This is a genomic window from Staphylococcus saccharolyticus (assembly GCF_900458815.1).
Lineage (GTDB): Bacteria > Bacillota > Bacilli > Staphylococcales > Staphylococcaceae > Staphylococcus > Staphylococcus saccharolyticus.
The window spans coordinates 272,702-289,490 of sequence record NZ_UHDZ01000001.1; the positions used below are offsets into that span (position 1 = coordinate 272,702).

A 16,789-nucleotide genomic window follows, 5' to 3' on the forward strand; every position below is an offset into this window, starting at 1 on the left:
GCTCCTTAGAGCTGTTTTTTATTTGGAAATTAAACAAATTTTAAAACTTGGTCTACAATTTTAGCAATTGTATCTACAATACCGAATCCCATGTCTACCCAATCTTGTTTTACATGTAAACCTGAGTTTACAGCGTTATGTAATGATTCAACGATACCTGACATATTTATTCACTCCCTTGTATAAAATATAATTAATACGCTTACATATATACTTAACATGTCTTATCAAAAACGCAATTTAAGGTATTTTTACAAATTATTTATTTTTAAAATATTATCAAGAGTGATAAATTATAAATATCATTTAATAGAACATAATAAATTTTTTATTTATCGAACTACTATAACTTAAAAGTTAATAAAATTGTGCATTTATTCACATTATATACACAACAATTAGGATTTAATATGATAATTTAAATATGTAATCTATTAAATATTGAGGAGTGGTTATGTTGAGTAACTCTAAAAAAGTAGCCGTTGTAACTGGTGCAGCACAAGGAATAGGTTTAAAAATTGCTGAGCGCCTATTTGAAGATGGATATAGTATTGCACTAGTAGACTTTAATGAAGCTGTAGCTAAAGAATCGGCTGCAAAATTATTAAAAGAAGGACAAGAAGCAGTTGCTTTTAAAGCAGATGTTTCAGATCGTGATCAAGTATTCAGCGTTTTAAATCAAGTCGTTGAACACTTTGGCGATTTAAATGTCCTTGTTAATAACGCTGGTCTTGGACCAATGACACCTATTGAATCAGTAAGACCTGATCAATTCAACAAAGTTGTTGGTGTCAATGTCGGAGGTGTATTCTGGGGTATTCAAGCTGCAATTGAACAATTTGACAAATTAGGACATGGCGGTAAAATTATCAACGCAACATCACAAGCGGGTGTAGAAGGTAACAAAGGCCTATCTTTATATAGTAGTACAAAATTTGCTGTTAGAGGACTAACTCAAGTAGCTGCACGTGATTTAGCTGAGAAAAATATTACAGTTAATGCATTTGCACCTGGTATTGTTGAAACACCAATGATGAAAGGTATAGCCGAAAAACTTGCTGAAGAAAATAACCAACCAATGGAATGGGGTTGGAAACAATTTACAGATCAAATTGCTTTAAAACGTTTATCTAAACCAGAAGATGTTGCAAACGTTGTAAGCTTTTTAGCAAGTAGCGATTCAGATTATATTACAGGTCAAACAATCATCGTTGACGGTGGAATGAGATTCCACTAATTTTAATGGCAATTAAATATAAGAAGTTTTTTAAAGCTAATTCTAGTGATTTTTAAATCTCTAGAATTAGCTTTTTTAATTATTGAGCATCATCGTTCTTCGTTTTGTTGCTAATATTTAGTTATAAATAGTGACATAAAGAGAGTAAGGTATTTGAGATATATTATCTGATTATAAAAATATCCATCCTCATCCTAATCAATAAATTTTTGAATTTATGATGCGATATTTTGTTGCATATCGTTTACAATCGGTATTAGTTCAGAAAAATAATCATTTGCAAATCCGGAAATGATTTGAAATCTAACAATCGGGGATATTAGAGAGTCTTTGGGTAAATTATTATCAATAATAGCACTTAAGTCTCTAAATTTTATATCGCTCGAGTCATGATCAGATACATATTTTGAGAATTGAACCATAGTTTTTTCGAAAAATCTTATTCCGTAATTCATTTGTAAGCATAATAAACTTACAGATTTTGTTTCAAATTGATTTTCTCCTATCATTCCTGATAATTCACTTACAGATTGGATAAGTAAGTTAAAATTATCTTCATTTAATTTCATTTCAATTCTCCTTTTTATTTATTTTCATAAGTTTTATTTCGAACTTCACTTATTAACATTAACGTAATCATCTAAATCTCTAAATGAATTTATTAAATAAAGAAAGATTATAGAGATGATGAATTCGAAAAAGGTGTTAAAGGTACTTGGATACTTAGAACAGATATAGCAATACAACAAAATGACGGAGGACTCTTTCAGAAGGTATGAGAAGGTATGCTATTAAAACTTAATAGAAATACAAAAAAAGGTAAAAGGATATTTTTATAATTAGATATAGTAATAATGCAGATAAATATGATCATGGAAAAGTTAAGAAGTAACCAGTCGTAATGAAAAACAACAAATTTTATGTAACTAAAAAATTAATGATAAAAGGTTAGAAAAAAACTTTAAGTTTTTCTCACAATATGCCAATTTCAAAGAATTAGATAAGTATAAAAACTAGGATATTTCTTACAATCTCGAAGTACCTAGTTATTCAGTTGAATATCGTTTAGATAATAGTGATTTCAATGTTAAAAAATAAGACAAATGTACGATATACCCACCAATAAAGTGCCTAAACTGGTGTTAAAAGGAGACGAACAATTAAGCGGTAGTTCTATTGGTGATAAAGATGTGGAGTACCTTTTTCTAAGAAATAAGAATATCGTAATAAAATTTTCGGATTGTGTAAGCTATCGATTAACATATTAATAAAAAAAGCGATACTAATGGTAGATATCAGTTTTCTCATGATACACCTCAATATAAGATTAGTTACTTTCATTTTAACTTAATTTATAAATTATATAAATAGAATTTATAAAAGAATTAATAAAATATAATTAATTTTACATTTTAGTTTTTGTTAAAAATATTAATTTTAATTAATATAAAATATAATAGCACATTAAAAAGCCTATGCAGGGTAATCTGACGTGTACCCCAAAAGATAGAGTCAAAATCTAAATTGATGGGGAAATATTAATTATTTAACATGCATAAGCTTTTTAACTTAATTAATGATTTACGTTTTGGTTATTACTAGCTCCATTACTTTGAGTCGAAGGCTTGCCATTAGAATTACCGCTATGTTGTGCACCTAACTGATAACTATTAGACTGTGATGGATTTTGCTGAAATGGTTGTTGTGTTGTTGATTGTGACGGCTGGCTTCCTGATTGACTAGGTTTATTACTACCTGAATGTTGGCTACTGTTGTTATTCGATGAAGTGTTGCCATTGGTACCTGATTGCTGATTTTTATTTTGCGATTGGTTGTAGTTCGGTTGTTGTGCCGAATTATTATAATTGGAAGGATTGCTATTGTTATAACCGCTACTTAAATGTTCTGATTGAGCGTTTTCTTGATTGTTGTTTACGTCACTATTTTGATTATTATTTGTTTTCTTATCATCTTCTTTAGAGACAGAGTTACTTTTAAGGTTAACTGCTGCATAAATTGAAAAGCTTAATGCAACGATAAGAATAATAACGACAAAAATTGCTAATACTTTTTTCAAAAGAATGTCCTCCCACTTTTATTGAACTTTTACGTTTTCTATTATAATCGTTTTCACAGGTTAAGTAGAACTATTTTACTACATTTAATAAATGATAACGTAAATTTTATTGTTGATCTTATTAAGATATTGTTAAATGTAATCAAAAACTATATGTAAAATATTGCATTATTAGTAATATCGTTGTAATATTGTAATCGAATCGTAACATCTTCTTTGTTTTACATACTTTTACGATTCAATGTATATATAAAGGAGAGATTTGTTTATGAAAAAATCTACAAAAGTTATTTTATCGTCAATGTTAACAGTAGGAACAATGTTTGGAGTTGGAGTTGCAGCAGATTCACCACAAGTTAATCAAGCACATGCCGCAACTACACCTTATTATAATTACCATGGATATGCAGGTAATCATGCATCATTTGTATTAGACAAACAATTTATCAAATCACTTAAGTACAATAACTTCAGAATGAATGGTGTGCATATTACATCAACGTATGCTACTAAAACAGTTAAAAAATATGATCAAACATTCCATGGTGTAACTAAAAGTGGTAAAAGTGCCAACTCAGTCACTTTCGACGTTACTAGTAAACTTACACTTCAACAACTTAAACAAGCATATGGTAAAAATTTAATTGCACATGGTAACAATTTCTATATTTACAAACCAGGTAATGATAAACCAGGTATCATGTTTATTTTGAAAAATGAAAAAGTAACTTCAATTTCAATTGGATTCTAAAGTACAAGATTTTATTTAGCTTAACATATGCTGTTTACATGTAATTTCAAAAAATGAACTATACACTATGTAAAACGGCAATATTAATTACTTCAACATTTAGTACTTTATATAGATTTAAAATTAAATATAACAACTTAGAATATTCTAAGATGAATACTTGGAATATTACATTATTAAGCGCCTGGGACATAATGTCTCAGGCGTTTTACGTATTGGCAGTCAAAAAATGAATCTATACTAAGATTTTTTCAACTATAGGGGCTCCAACATAAAGAATTTCATCAGAAATTCAGCATACAAAGCAAGTTGGGGTTTGGGGCTGAGACAACGAATTCAATATAAATTCTGTCTACTCACTTTAAAAATAATCATATTATGGAAAATTGCTATAATACTATTAGGGTGAACATCATAGATATAGACTTGAGTCATACCCATTTCTAATTTTTAAAGCTATACTGAAACTGTGTGTTTTCTTATTAATGATGTTTTTTGTTTTAATCAATTATTTTTAACATGTTAGATTAATGATTGGATAATTCATTTTCAAAGTAGAAGGGTATAGCATTTTTGAAAGGTGGTATATTTTTATGGGTGTATTAACTAAAGAGGAAAAAGTTAAAATTCTGTCAGACATTGTTGCAATTGAAACGGTTAACGACAATGAATTAGAAGTCGCAGAGTACTTACAAACATGGTTTGATAAATATGATATTGACTCACATATAGATGAGGCATCAGATAGTCGGGCTAACTTAATTGCTACTATTGGTTCAGGGCAACCAGTTATTGGTATTTCAGGACATATGGATGTCGTAGCAGAGGGGAATCATGAAGATTGGGCTTATGAGCCTTTTAAACTAACTGAAGATCATGGCTACTTATATGGTCGGGGTGCTGCTGATATGAAATCTGGATTAGCGGCTTTAGCTATAGCGCTTATCGAAATTAAAGAGAGTGGTCAGCTAAGAGTAATTCTTTAGATTTTAGTAATATGGTTAATAAATTAGAGGATAAACTTCCTGAACATATTACTAAGGCACAAGCTAAAGAGTTGATTGAAGGACTAGTCATGACTAACAGTATTGTTAAAGGAGGTACTCAAGTAAACTCATTACCTGACTTTGCTACTGCTGAATTTAATGTACGCACGATACCTGAATATAATAATGAAAAAGTAAAAGAATTATTTAACAACTATTTACAACAGGCTAATGAAAATGGTGCAACTTTAACTCAAGAGATTTATCTTGAGTTAGAACCAGTTGTCACTACTGGCAAAAATCGTTTAGTAGAACTTGGGCTAGAGAAGGCACAACAACATTTTTCTAAGGAAACAGGCTTGATAACTACGCCTACAGTAGCAGTTACTGATGTTTCAAATTTATTACGTGGTAAGGATGAACATTTTCCATTTTTAATGTTTGGACCAGGTGTAGGCCCACATCAAATTGATGAATATGTAGACAAGCAAAATTATCTAGACTTTATAGATTATTATATTGATTTTCTGACATCATATACTACCGAAGTTTAAATATATTTACAATAGAAGATATTAGTTTGGCACTCCACTTTAAATACAAGTGGGGTGTTTTTATTATATAGGTTTAACTATCTTATAGAAAAGTTTAAATACATCTAAATATGGTAAGAGTAAAATAATAGTTATAAAGTATGTACAATTAAGTTTGACATGAGCTCTGATTCTTTGAAATGCAAAATGATTGGAGTAGTTTTAGTCCTTTGAAAACTGTATACAGTACAATAAGAACTGAAAATTAAATAAATTGCTTTCCGTTTATGTACTCTGTAAGAATTTATTTTTTTATGATTACAAATAATAAATATTATTTTAATTCAATCAATTATAATTTGATAATATCTCTTGAGAACCTCTTAATTAATTCTAAGGGGTTTATTATTTTATTTAAAGTCCTTGTAGATAAAGCGATTGGATATAATTGAATTACACCAAATAATATTAAACATAATATAATTATTAATTTTACTACAAATTCATTAATAAAAATAATTTATATAAAAATATTTAAATTTAAATAATAAAATAATTAGTTGCAATAATTAAAAACTTATTTATACAAAAAATTATAATTGATAATTATGTTAATAAAATGAAAATTCCATTTACTTTCTAAAAAATATATTACAGTTGCAAGTTCCTTAGTTAATATGGATACAAATGCTAAGGAGAAGGTATCAGCTACTTAAGACATTGATGCGAAAGTGACTCAACAAACGCAAGCCCCTACTGCATTAAAAGAGTTACCTAATTCGCAAAATGTTAAGAATCTCTACAAAGATTATGCAGTTACTGATACTAAAAAGGATAGTAAAGGTTTTACTCACTACACTTTACAACCTAAAGTAGAAAACACTTTTGCTACTGACAAAGAAGTGAAAGTCCATACTAACAAAGATGGTAAAGTTGTACTTATTAATGGTGACACAGACGCTAAAAAAGTGAAACCAACGAACAAAGTATCATTAAGCAAAGATGATGCGGCTAACAAAGCCTTTGAAGCGGTAAATCTTAATCGTGATAAAGCTAAAAACATTAAGAGCGATGTCATCAAACAAAACAAAGTTGAGATTGACGGAGAGAAGAATAAATACGCATACAACGTTGAAATCATTACAACTTCACCAAAAATTACACATTGGAACGTCAAAATTGATGCTCAATCAGGTAAAGTAGTTGATAAACTTAACATGTTAAATGAAGCAGCTACAACTGGTACTGGAAAAGGAGTGCTAGGAGATACAAAACAAATTAATATTAACAGTATTAATGGAGGATATGCTCTTCAGGATTTAACTCATCAAGGTCAGCTCTCTGCTTATGATTACAATGACAGCACAGGTCAAGCATATCTTATGCAAGATAATGACGAGAACTTTGTTGATGACGATCAACGTGCAGGTGTAGACGCGAACTATTATGCTAAAGAAACTTATGATTACTATAAAAATACATTTGGAAGAGAGTCTTATGATGATCACGGTAGCCCAATCATCTCATTAGCTCACGTTAATAACTTCCACGGTCAAAATAATAGAAACAATGCAGCATGGATCGGCGACAAAATGATTTACGGTGATGGAGATGGACGCACATTTACTGCGCTATCTGGTGCAAATGATGTTGCTGCACATGAAATCACTCATGGTGTTACACAACAAACTGCTAATTTAGTGTATCGTATCCAATCAGGAGCATTAAATGAAAGTTTCTCTGATGTCTTCGGATACTTTGTAGATGATGAAGATTTCTTAATGGGTGAAGATGTGTATACTACAGGTCGTTATGGAGATGCTTTAAGAAGTATATCTAATCCAGAACAATTTGGTCAACCATCTCATATGGATGACTACGTTTACACTAATTCAGACAACGGTGGTGTGCATACTAACTCAAGTATTCCAAACAAAGCTGCATATAATACAATTCGTACGGTAGGTGAACAACGTTCAGAACAAATTTACTACAGAGCTTTAACAGAATACTTAACATCTAATGCAGATTTTAAAGATGCTAAGGTTGCATTACAACAAGCGGCACAAGACTTATATGGCGACGGTGTTGCTCAACAAGTTGGACAAGCTTGGGACAGCGTTGGTGTCTAAACCAAAAAATATCAATATTCAATAAACAAGAAGTAAATTAGTATCAATAAATTGAAATGACAAACGCCTTAATTAAACAAGAATTAATGTTAAACATTTACAATGTCAATCGCCTTATTTAAACTAAATCCTTGATTAGACATTATTAACCTCACGAGCCCTTTACTCATGCCTTGGAGTAAGGGGCTTATATATATTAAGGCAGACTACGGTTTTTCTATCCGAAGAAAGATGATTTACTAAAAAATATTAGTTGATAGTGCGTGCAATGTAAGTTTTCGCTTCATTCAATGTAAGATGAAAATTAAATGAGCTTTTTTCAGTTGAAATATAGGAAGTATCATAAATTATCAATCCTATATCTGTTATTTCAGTATCAATATAAATCTGGCTCATCAACGAAAATAAGTTAATAATACTCTAAACGTATAACAATTTATTTGTGCTAAAATAACATTACATATTCTGTCACAAAGTCTTGCATATTTTCTCATAAACTTTTAACAATAAAATGATAAAATATTTTTAAATAAAAAGATAAATTAAAATATAACTCAATATAAATTAGATGTATAGAGGAGTTTATCATTAAATGAAAAAGAGTAAACGACAAGATTTAGTAACCATGATTGTTAAACAAAATCACATCTATAAAAAAGCAGATATTATTGATTATATCTATGATCACTTTGGTATTCGTTATAGTATGACAACAATCGCAAGAGATCTTAGAGAACTAAATATTTTCCGGCTTCCAGCTAGCGCAAATCAATTTGAATACAAAATACTCAATAATCAATCGCAAATTGACGCTAAGTTAAAGCTAGATGATTACCTTGAAACAGAAATTATTAGCACTATCATCAAAGAATCGTATATACTAATAAAGACGTCACCAGGATTTGCACAGAGCATTAATTATTACATTGATCAATTGCAACTGAAAGAAATAGTTGGAACAATCAGTGGTAATGATACAATTATGATTCTCGCACATTCACAAGCAGTGGCTGAGTATGTTTATTATAAAATATTTAATCATAATTATTCATAAAAATTTATAATTATTTAGATTTATCTTTAGACCTGGTAAACGCATTCATCCGTTTATTAGATCGTTTTATTTTTCTAAAACATTGTACTTTTTAATGACTAACTATTCATTTAAGTGAATAAAAAACTTTTTATCTAAATGTTTATGATTCTATTATAAGCCAATTATTCATTTTCCAAGCGGAAACACCAAATCTTAATGTATATTCACTCATATTTATGTATTGAATAACCAAATTGTACAAAACTTTCTACATTGGTCTTGTGAGTTTAATCACATATTGTTTAAATAATACGCAATATACTTAGGATGTAGTTAAAGAAAAGGAGGAAATGAATATGGCAAATGGACCTATTCAAGTTAACAGTGAAATTGGGAAACTTAAAACTGTATTGCTCAAACGTCCAGGAAAAGAATTAGAAAATTTAGTTCCTGACTATTTGGATGGCTTACTTTTCGATGACATTCCTTTCTTGAAAGTTGCGCAACAAGAGCATGACCGGTTCGCTAAAGTCTTACAAGATGAAGGAGTAGAAGTATTATATCTTGAGAAACTTGCTGCTGAGAGTATTAAAGAACCAGAAATTAGAGAGCAATTCATCAATGATGTACTCGCAGAATCTCGCAAAACAATTCTTGGTCATGAGAAAGAAATAAAAAAATTATTCTCTACACTATCTAACCAAGAGTTAATCAATAAAGTTATGGCTGGTGTGCGTAAAGAAGAAATACAATTAGAATCCACACACCTTGTAGAATATATGGATGATAAATATCCTTTCTATTTAGATCCAATGCCAAACTTATATTTCACTCGCGATCCTCAAGCTTCAATAGGACTAGGTATGACAGTAAATCGCATGTTTTGGAGAGCTAGACGAAGAGAATCTATCTTCATTTCATATATCTTAAAACATCACCCTAGATTTAAAGATGCAGAAGTACCAGTGTGGTTAGATCGTGATTGTCCATTTAATATCGAGGGTGGAGATGAACTTGTCCTTTCTAAAGAAGTACTTGCAATTGGTATTTCAGAACGTACGTCAGCGCAAGCAATCGAACGCTTAGCACGCCGTATTTTCCAATCCCCTTTATCAACTTTTAAAAAAGTTGTAGCAATTGAAATTCCAACAAGTCGTACTTTCATGCATTTAGATACAGTTTGCACGATGATTGATTTTGATAAGTTTACGACTCACTCAGCGATACTTAAATCAGAAGGTAATATGAACATCTTTATTATCGAACAAGATGAAGATAAAAATGACATTAAGATTAAGCATTCAAGTCATCTTAAACAAACATTAGAAGAAGTACTTGGCGTCGATAATATTGAGTTGATTCCAACTGGTAATGGCGATGTCATAGATGGAGCGCGTGAACAATGGAATGATGGATCAAATACACTATGTATTCGACCTGGAGTAGTAGTTACTTATGACCGCAACTACGTTTCTAATGAACTGTTAAGAAAACGAGGAATTAAAGTTATTGAAATTCCAGGAAGCGAACTTGTTCGCGGACGTGGGGGCCCAAGATGTATGAGCCAACCACTATTTAGAGAAGATTTATAATTAATGATATATAACTTGGGAGTGTTCACATAGAAATAGATCGACCTCACAGTGATATTCATCAAAAGTTAATTAATTTTACAGCGACTTAATTAATGAAAGGGGCGTATATTATGGAAAAAATCCGGAAACCGTTCAATTTAAAAGGTAGGTCATTACTTAAAGAAAGTGATTTTACCAATGAAGAGTTTGAAGGTTTAATCGATTTTGCCATGACGTTAAAAATGTATAAACAACAAGGCACACCACATCGTTATTTAGAAGGAAAAAACATTGCGTTACTCTTTGAAAAAACGTCAACACGTACACGTGCCGCATTCACAGTCGCATCTATCGATCTAGGTGCACACCCAGAATTTTTAGGTAAAAATGATATTCAATTAGGAAAAAAAGAATCTGTTGAAGATACTGCAAAAGTACTTGGAAGAATGTTCGATGGTATAGAATTTAGAGGATTCTCTCAAAAGACAGTTGAAGAATTAGCAGAATTCTCTGGAGTACCTGTATGGAATGGGTTGACTGATGACTGGCATCCTACCCAAATGCTAGCTGACTTTATGACCATTAAAGAGAACTTTGGTTATTTAGAAGGCATCCATCTTACTTATGTCGGAGATGGCCGCAATAATATTGCACATTCATTAATGGTAGCAGGAGCCATGCTTGGTGTTAATGTGAAAATATGTACACCTCAATTATTAAAACCTAATGAAACATATTTAAATATTGCTAAAGATCAAGCGTCTAAATATGGAGGTTCAGTTCAAGTGACTGATCAAATTAACGTTGCAGTTAAAGATGCAGACGTAATTTATACCGATGTGTGGGTATCTATGGGTGAAGAAAGTGAATTTGAAGAACGAATTAATCTATTGAAGGATTATCAGGTCAATAGAAAAATGTTCAACTTAACCGGTAAACATAGCACAATTTTTTTGCACTGTTTGCCAGCTTTTCATGATACAAAAACACAATATGGGCAAGAAATTTTTGAAAACCATGGCTTAACTGAGATGGAAGTTACAGACGAAATCTTTAGAAGTGAACATTCTAGAGTATTTGACCAAGCTGAAAATCGCATGCATACGATTAAAGCTGTGATGGCAGCTACTTTAGGCTAGTTTATTAAAAAACTAAAATACTTTGCGAAAGAACATTTGAACCATTTGTATTATAAATGAAACGACGTATACAAATGATGACACATCTTTAAATAATTCAAATATAGTGATTTGATGACGATGAAGGCCTCAATCTTACTATAACAATTAAAAATCGTCACGATTTTCACACCTTTCCACCATACCTTGAAAACTATCAGACACTTATTTGAAAGAATTTAAATCAATGACATTACCATCCATGAAAAAAATAGAAAGATGTGAAGTGGGATTACGCAAATCCCTACTTCTAAAGGAGAAATGAATATGAGTGAATCAGGAGATAAAAAGTTAAGTCGATCATCGTTAATAGGTATAGTTATTGGTTCAATGATTGGTGGCGGTGCATTCAATATTATGTCAGATATGGGGGGGCATGCAGGTGGTCTCGCAGTTATTATTGGATGGATAATCACAGCTATAGGTATGATTTCAATAGCATTTGTATTTCAAAATTTAACCAATGAGCGACCAGATTTAGATGGTGGTATTTATAGTTATGCACAAGCAGGTTTTGGTGATTTCATAGGTTTTGCAAGTGCTTGGGGATATTGGTTTTCAGCATTTTTAGGTAATGTCGCTTATGCAACGCTACTCATGTCAGCAATAGGGAATTTCTTCCCTATATTTAAAGGTGGTAATACTATACCTAGTATTATAGTAGCCTCCATTTTATTATGGGGAGTCCACTTTCTTATACTTAAAGGTGTTGAAACCGCAGCCTTTATTAATAGTATTGTGACTGTTGCTAAATTAATTCCAATATTATTAGTAATTATATGTATGTTAGTTGCTTTTAATTTTGAGACTTTTAAAACTGGATTCTTTGGTATGGATGCCCATGGAGCATTACCATTTAATTTCGGAGATACTATGTCTCAAGTTAAGAGTACAATGCTTGTAACAGTATGGGTATTCATAGGAATAGAAGGTGCCGTTGTCTTTTCAAGTCGAGCTAAACATAAAAAAGACGTTGGTAGTGCGACAGTGATAGGTTTAATTTCAGTGCTATTAATTTATTTTTTATTAACTGTACTAGCACAAGGTATTATTATACAAAACCATATTTCAAAACTCGGTGCTCCATCCATGGCACATGTGTTAGCCTATATCGTTGGTGATTGGGGTTCTACATTAGTCAATATTGGACTCATTATATCTGTATTAGGTGCTTGGTTAGGATGGACGTTACTAGCTGGTGAATTACCATTTATCGTTGCTAAAGATGGACTATTTCCTAAATGGTTTGCTAAAGAAAATAACAATGGTGCACCTGTTAATTCATTATTAATTACTAACATATTAGTACAAATTTTCTTAATTAGTATGGTATTCACTCAAAGTGCATATCAATTTGCATTCTCTCTAGCAGCAAGCGCTATACTTTATCCATACATGTTTAGTGCCTTTTACCAAGTAAAATATACAATTGAGCACAAACAAGCAGCTACACCTAAACAATGGATAATTGGTATTCTCGCCTCTGTTTACGCAATATGGCTCGTTTATGCGTCGGGAATAGATTATTTATTACTTACAATGTTACTTTATATTCCAGGACTTATTGTTTATGCAAATGTTCAGAAAAACAATAAAACACGTCTGACTCGTGTCGATTACATCTTCTTTATCATCATTGTTATCTTAGCAGTGATTGGTCTAATAAGATTATGCAGTGGAGCCATTAACGTGTTCTAAAGATTATAGACAAAGATTTAACTTATAAGGCATCAAAAGGTTATGCTATAAAATGATCTGGTACAGACTCATTTATATCATCATTGAAAGTTTAAATGATAATTAAATGTGATGCCGTAAATACGCTCATTAATAAATAATAAATTTCTAACAAGACAAAATAGTAGTGAAAATATTAAACAGGTAATCATTCATTAAAGTACGTAGCAAACGTTCAAAGAGCAAGTAGTACGTAACTAAATGTAAATGTTGAAGCTTGAGTTATTGGTGTGACAAGAACGATGGCCCCCTAATCAACAAGAGACATTACTCAAACAGTTATCCTTGGACACTTTAATTAACTTTGTAATGAGAGATGTTTCAGAGTTCCCCATTGCCAGTAGCCTAAGGTAGTAAGGAGTTTATTTTTATGGCTGGAAATCAAATCTTTTGTAGAGAAAATGAACTTGATGAAAGTTTTAAACAATTAGCATCGTTCATTCATATTCCTGTAGGTGTCTTACTTCCATTTAAAAGTCAGTGTTTCGTAAGACATTATAGCAAAGGACAAATTGTATACTATTCATCAGATGAAACAACACATGTTTACTTATTACTCAATGGAAATATTATGAGAGAAAATTTTAATTTGAATGGCGATGTTTATCGTTATTTAAATAGAGAGAAAGTACTGTTTCCTTTGAATAATTTGTTTCAAGATAAAGTGCCAAATGAAATGTGTACCGCTTTGACAGATTGTAAAGTTATTGGTATTCCTCGTGATTTAATTGAATATTTATGTAAAAATCATGAAGATATTTTCGTAAGATTGTTCGAATTACTAAGTGAAACCCAGTGCCAACATATTGAATATAATATGGCATTAACAAGCAAACTTGCGAAAGAACGCGTGACTAAGATATTACGTTATCTATGTCATACAGTAGGGTACGACAATGAGGAATTCTATGAAATTAAACAGTTTATGACAATACAATTACTCAGCGATATGGCTGGAATTTCTAGAGAGACAACAAGTCATATCGTTAATGAACTTCGTGAAGAGAAAATCTTATTTAAAAGTAATAAAAATTGGTTGATTAGCAAAGAGTTATAAATTATACCAACTATTGATAATCCAACCAGCTTATTTAAAATATTAAGTCATTATAAATATTCTAATGACAAATGTTAAACTTACCTTAATTTTCATAATACATTAACTAAAATAATCAAGTTACTAATACTACAATGACTTACACTTGATTCTTATAAAATATTATTTAAGCGATAGTTAATTTACTTTCAACCGAAATAATTTAGCTATCGCTTTTTTAGGGAGTGATATATTTGAAAAAAAGAATGGATTTTTTACCTAATAGACAAAACAAGTATTCTATAAGGAGATTTACAATAGGAACGGCTTCGATATTAGTTGGCACAACTTTAGTCTTCGGAATTAATCATCATGAAGCGAAGAAAGCGGAGAATACGACTGATGCATCTGTGACTATAACTGATCATCTTAACGCTGAAAATGAAACTGTTAATCAAGCAGGTCAGGTCAAGATTTAAAAAAGGACCAATCCACACAAAACAATAATGATGTGCAAGATAAAGTCAATTTAGCACATGACTTAAGCACAACTGATGAAACATCAAACAAAGCCCAAACAATGTTAAATCAACAAGTCATAATACCAACACACGTAATATAAATGAAATGTCAGATGAGTCTAGTTCAACTGATAGCAACCAAGAAACACTTCGGAATAATATGGTAATAGCGATTCAAGATAAAGCGACTGAAACAGATAACGACGACAAGAAAGTAAATGAGACAACCCTAACTCACAATAGTGCAACAACTATATCAGATAATGATTCAGAACCGCTTTCTGATAATACAGATTTATTTAAAAATGACGATTTAATAAAAGATAAGGAATCAATTGAATCACCTAAGAACCAAGAGATATTATCTCAAGTCCTCGACTCTCATCAACGAATTCATCTTCACTACAGCCACGTTTAACTTCAGAACAACATCAAAAATCAAAGGACCAATTACCACATACTTTAACACCACAAGATGCTACATCATTAAATACATCAGTATTAAAATCTGAAAAAAATATAGAAATGCCAAATGAATTAAAAGCAAGCACATTTACAAGAACACTTTTAAATTCACCATCGAATGATAATGCAAATCAAAGTGAAACTAAAGAAGTACAAGCCACACCTAGAACAATTTCTAGATTTGCGCATCCAGTGAATACTTCAGCAACTAATAGTGCTGAGACTGAACAACAAGGAGCTCATGTTAACAATCAAGTTAATATTGATAATTTTAATGTAACAAACAAAACATTTGATCCTAACCAAAGTGGTTATTCAAATCTAAATGCAGATTTTACTGTGAATGGTAAAGTTAAAGAAGGAGACTATTTTACCGTACAATATCCAGAACATGTAACGGTCAATGGTGATGTAAACTATGAAAAGTTAGGTAATTTAATGAAATTAAAGCCATTAACTAACGCAGACGGGGACGTAGTAGCTACCGGTGTATATGATGTTAATAGTAAAATAGTGAAATACACCTTTACTAATTATGTGAATGATAGAAATAATATTAAAGGTAATTTTAGGCTACCAATTTTTACCGATAGAAAGACTACACCTAATAGTGGTAATTATTATAGTTCCTTTAATGTAGCTGGAAAAGACTATTCAGAGACATTAAATATTAATTATGATTCTCCTGTACAAGGTATTTCTGATGACAATGGTCCTAATATAAGTTCATTTATTACTGATGTTGATCTTCATTCAGGTAGTAATGATTTAAAACAGAGGGTATATGTTAATCCTATGCAACATGATTTATATAATTCAATAGTTTAAACCTTGTCGATGTAACTAACGATTTCAACGGATGGATTACTTATAATGATAATCATTCAGTAAATATTCAGTTTGGCGATATCGATAATGCATATATCATTCAAGTTGAAGGTAAGTAAGAGGCTGAAAGTGGACAGAATGTAAAAACAAGAGTATCCGAAACAAATGAAACTGCTGATGGCGTGGTACGTCAATTCTATTGGGATAACGAAAATATCGTTAAACCTACTGGTGGTTCGGCAGATGGAGATTTAGACCCTGGTAGTGATTCAGGCTCAGATAGTAGTTCAGATTCCGACAGTGATTATGATTCAGCCAGTGACTCTGATTCAGAAAGTGGTTCAGAATCGGACAGCGACTCAGACTCAGAAAGTGATTCCGATTCAATAGGAGTAACGCCACATCATGATAATCATACTCCAAACTCTCAACAATCAGTACGAAATCATGGTGAGCAAGCACATCACAATCAAAATCATAGACAAAATCTTCCTGATACTGGTGATAGTAACGACATAGCTCATAATGGTACACTATTTGGCGGTTTGCTAGCGCTTCTAGGATTGTTATTTCTCTACAGAAACAGACGAAAAAACAAAAATGATTAACTCGAATTTTAGTCATTAGCCCAAGCATACTAAGCTCGGTTTTTTCTATGAAAAAATAAAGAGTAAAGGTAAAATAAGAGGTAACACTAT

General features: G+C 31.2%; 16 protein-coding genes and 3 pseudogenes. 16 read left to right on the forward strand and 3 right to left on the reverse strand.

From position 1 onward, the window contains the following. Nucleotides 1–29: 29 nt before the first annotated feature. A complete protein-coding gene (locus tag DYE57_RS01130) occupies nt 30–164 on the reverse strand; it encodes a beta-class phenol-soluble modulin (protein WP_115312557.1) in 135 nt (44 codons plus the stop codon). A 293-nt stretch (nt 165–457) separates the two neighbouring features. On the opposite strand from DYE57_RS01130, the gene DYE57_RS01135 reads away from it, so the two are divergent. After that, complete coding sequence (locus DYE57_RS01135; RefSeq protein ID WP_165417838.1) at nt 458–1,237, forward strand: (S)-acetoin forming diacetyl reductase; 780 nt, start codon at nt 458–460, stop codon at nt 1,235–1,237. A 215-nt stretch (nt 1,238–1,452) separates the two neighbouring features. On the opposite strand, the gene DYE57_RS01140 is transcribed toward DYE57_RS01135, so the two are convergent. Next, a complete protein-coding gene (locus DYE57_RS01140) occupies nt 1,453–1,806 on the reverse strand; it encodes a hypothetical protein (protein ID WP_115312559.1) in 354 nt (117 codons plus the stop codon). Between the two features lie 96 nt (nt 1,807–1,902). Here DYE57_RS01140 and DYE57_RS12765 point away from each other — a divergent pair, with 96 nt between their 5' ends. Both DYE57_RS12765 and DYE57_RS12675 read left to right on the forward strand, forming a co-directional pair. Next, entirely contained in the window at nt 1,903–2,016 is a 114-nt protein-coding gene (locus DYE57_RS12765) for a Csa1 family protein (protein ID WP_115314104.1), read from the forward strand. A gap of 324 nt (nt 2,017–2,340) precedes the next feature. Then, entirely contained in the window at nt 2,341–2,505 is a 165-nt protein-coding gene (locus DYE57_RS12675) for a Csa1 family protein (RefSeq protein ID WP_130547813.1), read from the forward strand. Between the two features lie 305 nt (nt 2,506–2,810). On the opposite strand, the gene DYE57_RS01155 is transcribed toward DYE57_RS12675, so the two are convergent. Next, nucleotides 2,811–3,314: a chromate transporter gene (locus tag DYE57_RS01155; RefSeq protein ID WP_115312560.1), complete on the reverse strand. Its 504-nt coding sequence runs from the start codon at nt 3,312–3,314 to the stop codon at nt 2,811–2,813. A gap of 268 nt (nt 3,315–3,582) precedes the next feature. On the opposite strand from DYE57_RS01155, the gene isaB reads away from it, so the two are divergent. The 13 genes and pseudogenes from isaB (at nt 3,583) to DYE57_RS01220 (ending at nt 16,699) form a co-directional block, all read left to right on the forward strand. Further along, a complete protein-coding gene (gene isaB, locus DYE57_RS01160; RefSeq protein WP_115312561.1) occupies nt 3,583–4,065 on the forward strand; it encodes an immunodominant staphylococcal antigen IsaB family protein in 483 nt (160 codons plus the stop codon). A gap of 593 nt (nt 4,066–4,658) precedes the next feature. Then, nucleotides 4,659–5,605: pseudogene (locus DYE57_RS01165) on the forward strand (M20/M25/M40 family metallo-hydrolase). A gap of 629 nt (nt 5,606–6,234) precedes the next feature. Then, nucleotides 6,235–7,716: pseudogene (locus DYE57_RS01170) on the forward strand (M4 family metallopeptidase). Nucleotides 7,717–8,308: 592 nt separating this feature from the next. Continuing rightward, nucleotides 8,309–8,770 (forward strand): arginine repressor, encoded by a 462-nt coding sequence (locus tag DYE57_RS01175; RefSeq protein WP_115312562.1) that lies wholly within the window; start codon nt 8,309–8,311, stop codon nt 8,768–8,770. Between the two features lie 338 nt (nt 8,771–9,108). Continuing rightward, nucleotides 9,109–10,344, forward strand: coding sequence for an arginine deiminase (gene arcA, locus DYE57_RS01180; RefSeq protein ID WP_115312563.1), 1,236 nt, complete (start codon nt 9,109–9,111; stop codon nt 10,342–10,344). Nucleotides 10,345–10,457: 113 nt separating this feature from the next. Continuing rightward, a complete protein-coding gene (gene argF, locus DYE57_RS01185; protein WP_115312564.1) occupies nt 10,458–11,465 on the forward strand; it encodes an ornithine carbamoyltransferase in 1,008 nt (335 codons plus the stop codon). Nucleotides 11,466–11,771: 306 nt separating this feature from the next. Beyond that, on the forward strand, nt 11,772–13,202 hold the full coding sequence (arcD, locus tag DYE57_RS01190; protein WP_115312565.1) for an arginine-ornithine antiporter: 1,431 nt from the start codon (nt 11,772–11,774) through the stop codon (nt 13,200–13,202). Between the two features lie 409 nt (nt 13,203–13,611). Next, nucleotides 13,612–14,298, forward strand: a complete 687-nt coding sequence (locus tag DYE57_RS01195) for a Crp/Fnr family transcriptional regulator (RefSeq protein WP_115312566.1) — start codon at nt 13,612–13,614, stop codon at nt 14,296–14,298. Nucleotides 14,299–14,543: 245 nt separating this feature from the next. Then, nucleotides 14,544–14,675: pseudogene (locus DYE57_RS12770) on the forward strand (YSIRK-type signal peptide-containing protein); the annotation flags it as partial. Nucleotides 14,676–14,904: 229 nt separating this feature from the next. Then, nucleotides 14,905–15,216: a hypothetical protein gene (locus DYE57_RS01205; RefSeq protein WP_115312567.1), complete on the forward strand. Its 312-nt coding sequence runs from the start codon at nt 14,905–14,907 to the stop codon at nt 15,214–15,216. Nucleotides 15,217–15,323: 107 nt separating this feature from the next. Then, nucleotides 15,324–16,091, forward strand: coding sequence for an Ig-like domain-containing protein (locus DYE57_RS01210; RefSeq protein ID WP_115312568.1), 768 nt, complete (start codon nt 15,324–15,326; stop codon nt 16,089–16,091). 35 nt (nt 16,092–16,126) lie between these two features. Then, nucleotides 16,127–16,210: a fibrinogen-binding adhesin SdrG C-terminal domain-containing protein gene (locus DYE57_RS12775; protein ID WP_420802093.1), complete on the forward strand. Its 84-nt coding sequence runs from the start codon at nt 16,127–16,129 to the stop codon at nt 16,208–16,210. Nucleotides 16,211–16,273: 63 nt separating this feature from the next. Beyond that, nucleotides 16,274–16,699, forward strand: coding sequence for a hypothetical protein (locus DYE57_RS01220; RefSeq protein WP_115312569.1), 426 nt, complete (start codon nt 16,274–16,276; stop codon nt 16,697–16,699). The last annotated feature ends 90 nt before the right edge of the window (nt 16,700–16,789 follow it).

Bases quoted from the DNA above. Each gene is read 5' to 3' on its own strand.
- DYE57_RS01205 (WP_115312567.1), top strand. From the start codon at position 14,905: ATGTCAGATGAGTCTAGTTCAACTGATAGCAACCAAGAAACACTTCGG.
- DYE57_RS01195 (WP_115312566.1), top strand. From the start codon at position 13,612: ATGGCTGGAAATCAAATCTTTTGTAGAGAAAATGAACTTGATGAAAGT.
- DYE57_RS01130 (WP_115312557.1), bottom strand. From the start codon at position 164: ATGTCAGGTATCGTTGAATCATTACATAACGCTGTAAACTCAGGTTTA.
- argF (WP_115312564.1), top strand. From the start codon at position 10,458: ATGGAAAAAATCCGGAAACCGTTCAATTTAAAAGGTAGGTCATTACTT.
- DYE57_RS01140 (WP_115312559.1), bottom strand. From the start codon at position 1,806: ATGAAATTAAATGAAGATAATTTTAACTTACTTATCCAATCTGTAAGT.
- DYE57_RS01175 (WP_115312562.1), top strand. From the start codon at position 8,309: ATGAAAAAGAGTAAACGACAAGATTTAGTAACCATGATTGTTAAACAA.
- DYE57_RS01210 (WP_115312568.1), top strand. From the start codon at position 15,324: ATGCCAAATGAATTAAAAGCAAGCACATTTACAAGAACACTTTTAAAT.
- DYE57_RS12675 (WP_130547813.1), top strand. From the start codon at position 2,341: ATGTACGATATACCCACCAATAAAGTGCCTAAACTGGTGTTAAAAGGA.
- arcD (WP_115312565.1), top strand. From the start codon at position 11,772: ATGAGTGAATCAGGAGATAAAAAGTTAAGTCGATCATCGTTAATAGGT.
- isaB (WP_115312561.1), top strand. From the start codon at position 3,583: ATGAAAAAATCTACAAAAGTTATTTTATCGTCAATGTTAACAGTAGGA.
- arcA (WP_115312563.1), top strand. From the start codon at position 9,109: ATGGCAAATGGACCTATTCAAGTTAACAGTGAAATTGGGAAACTTAAA.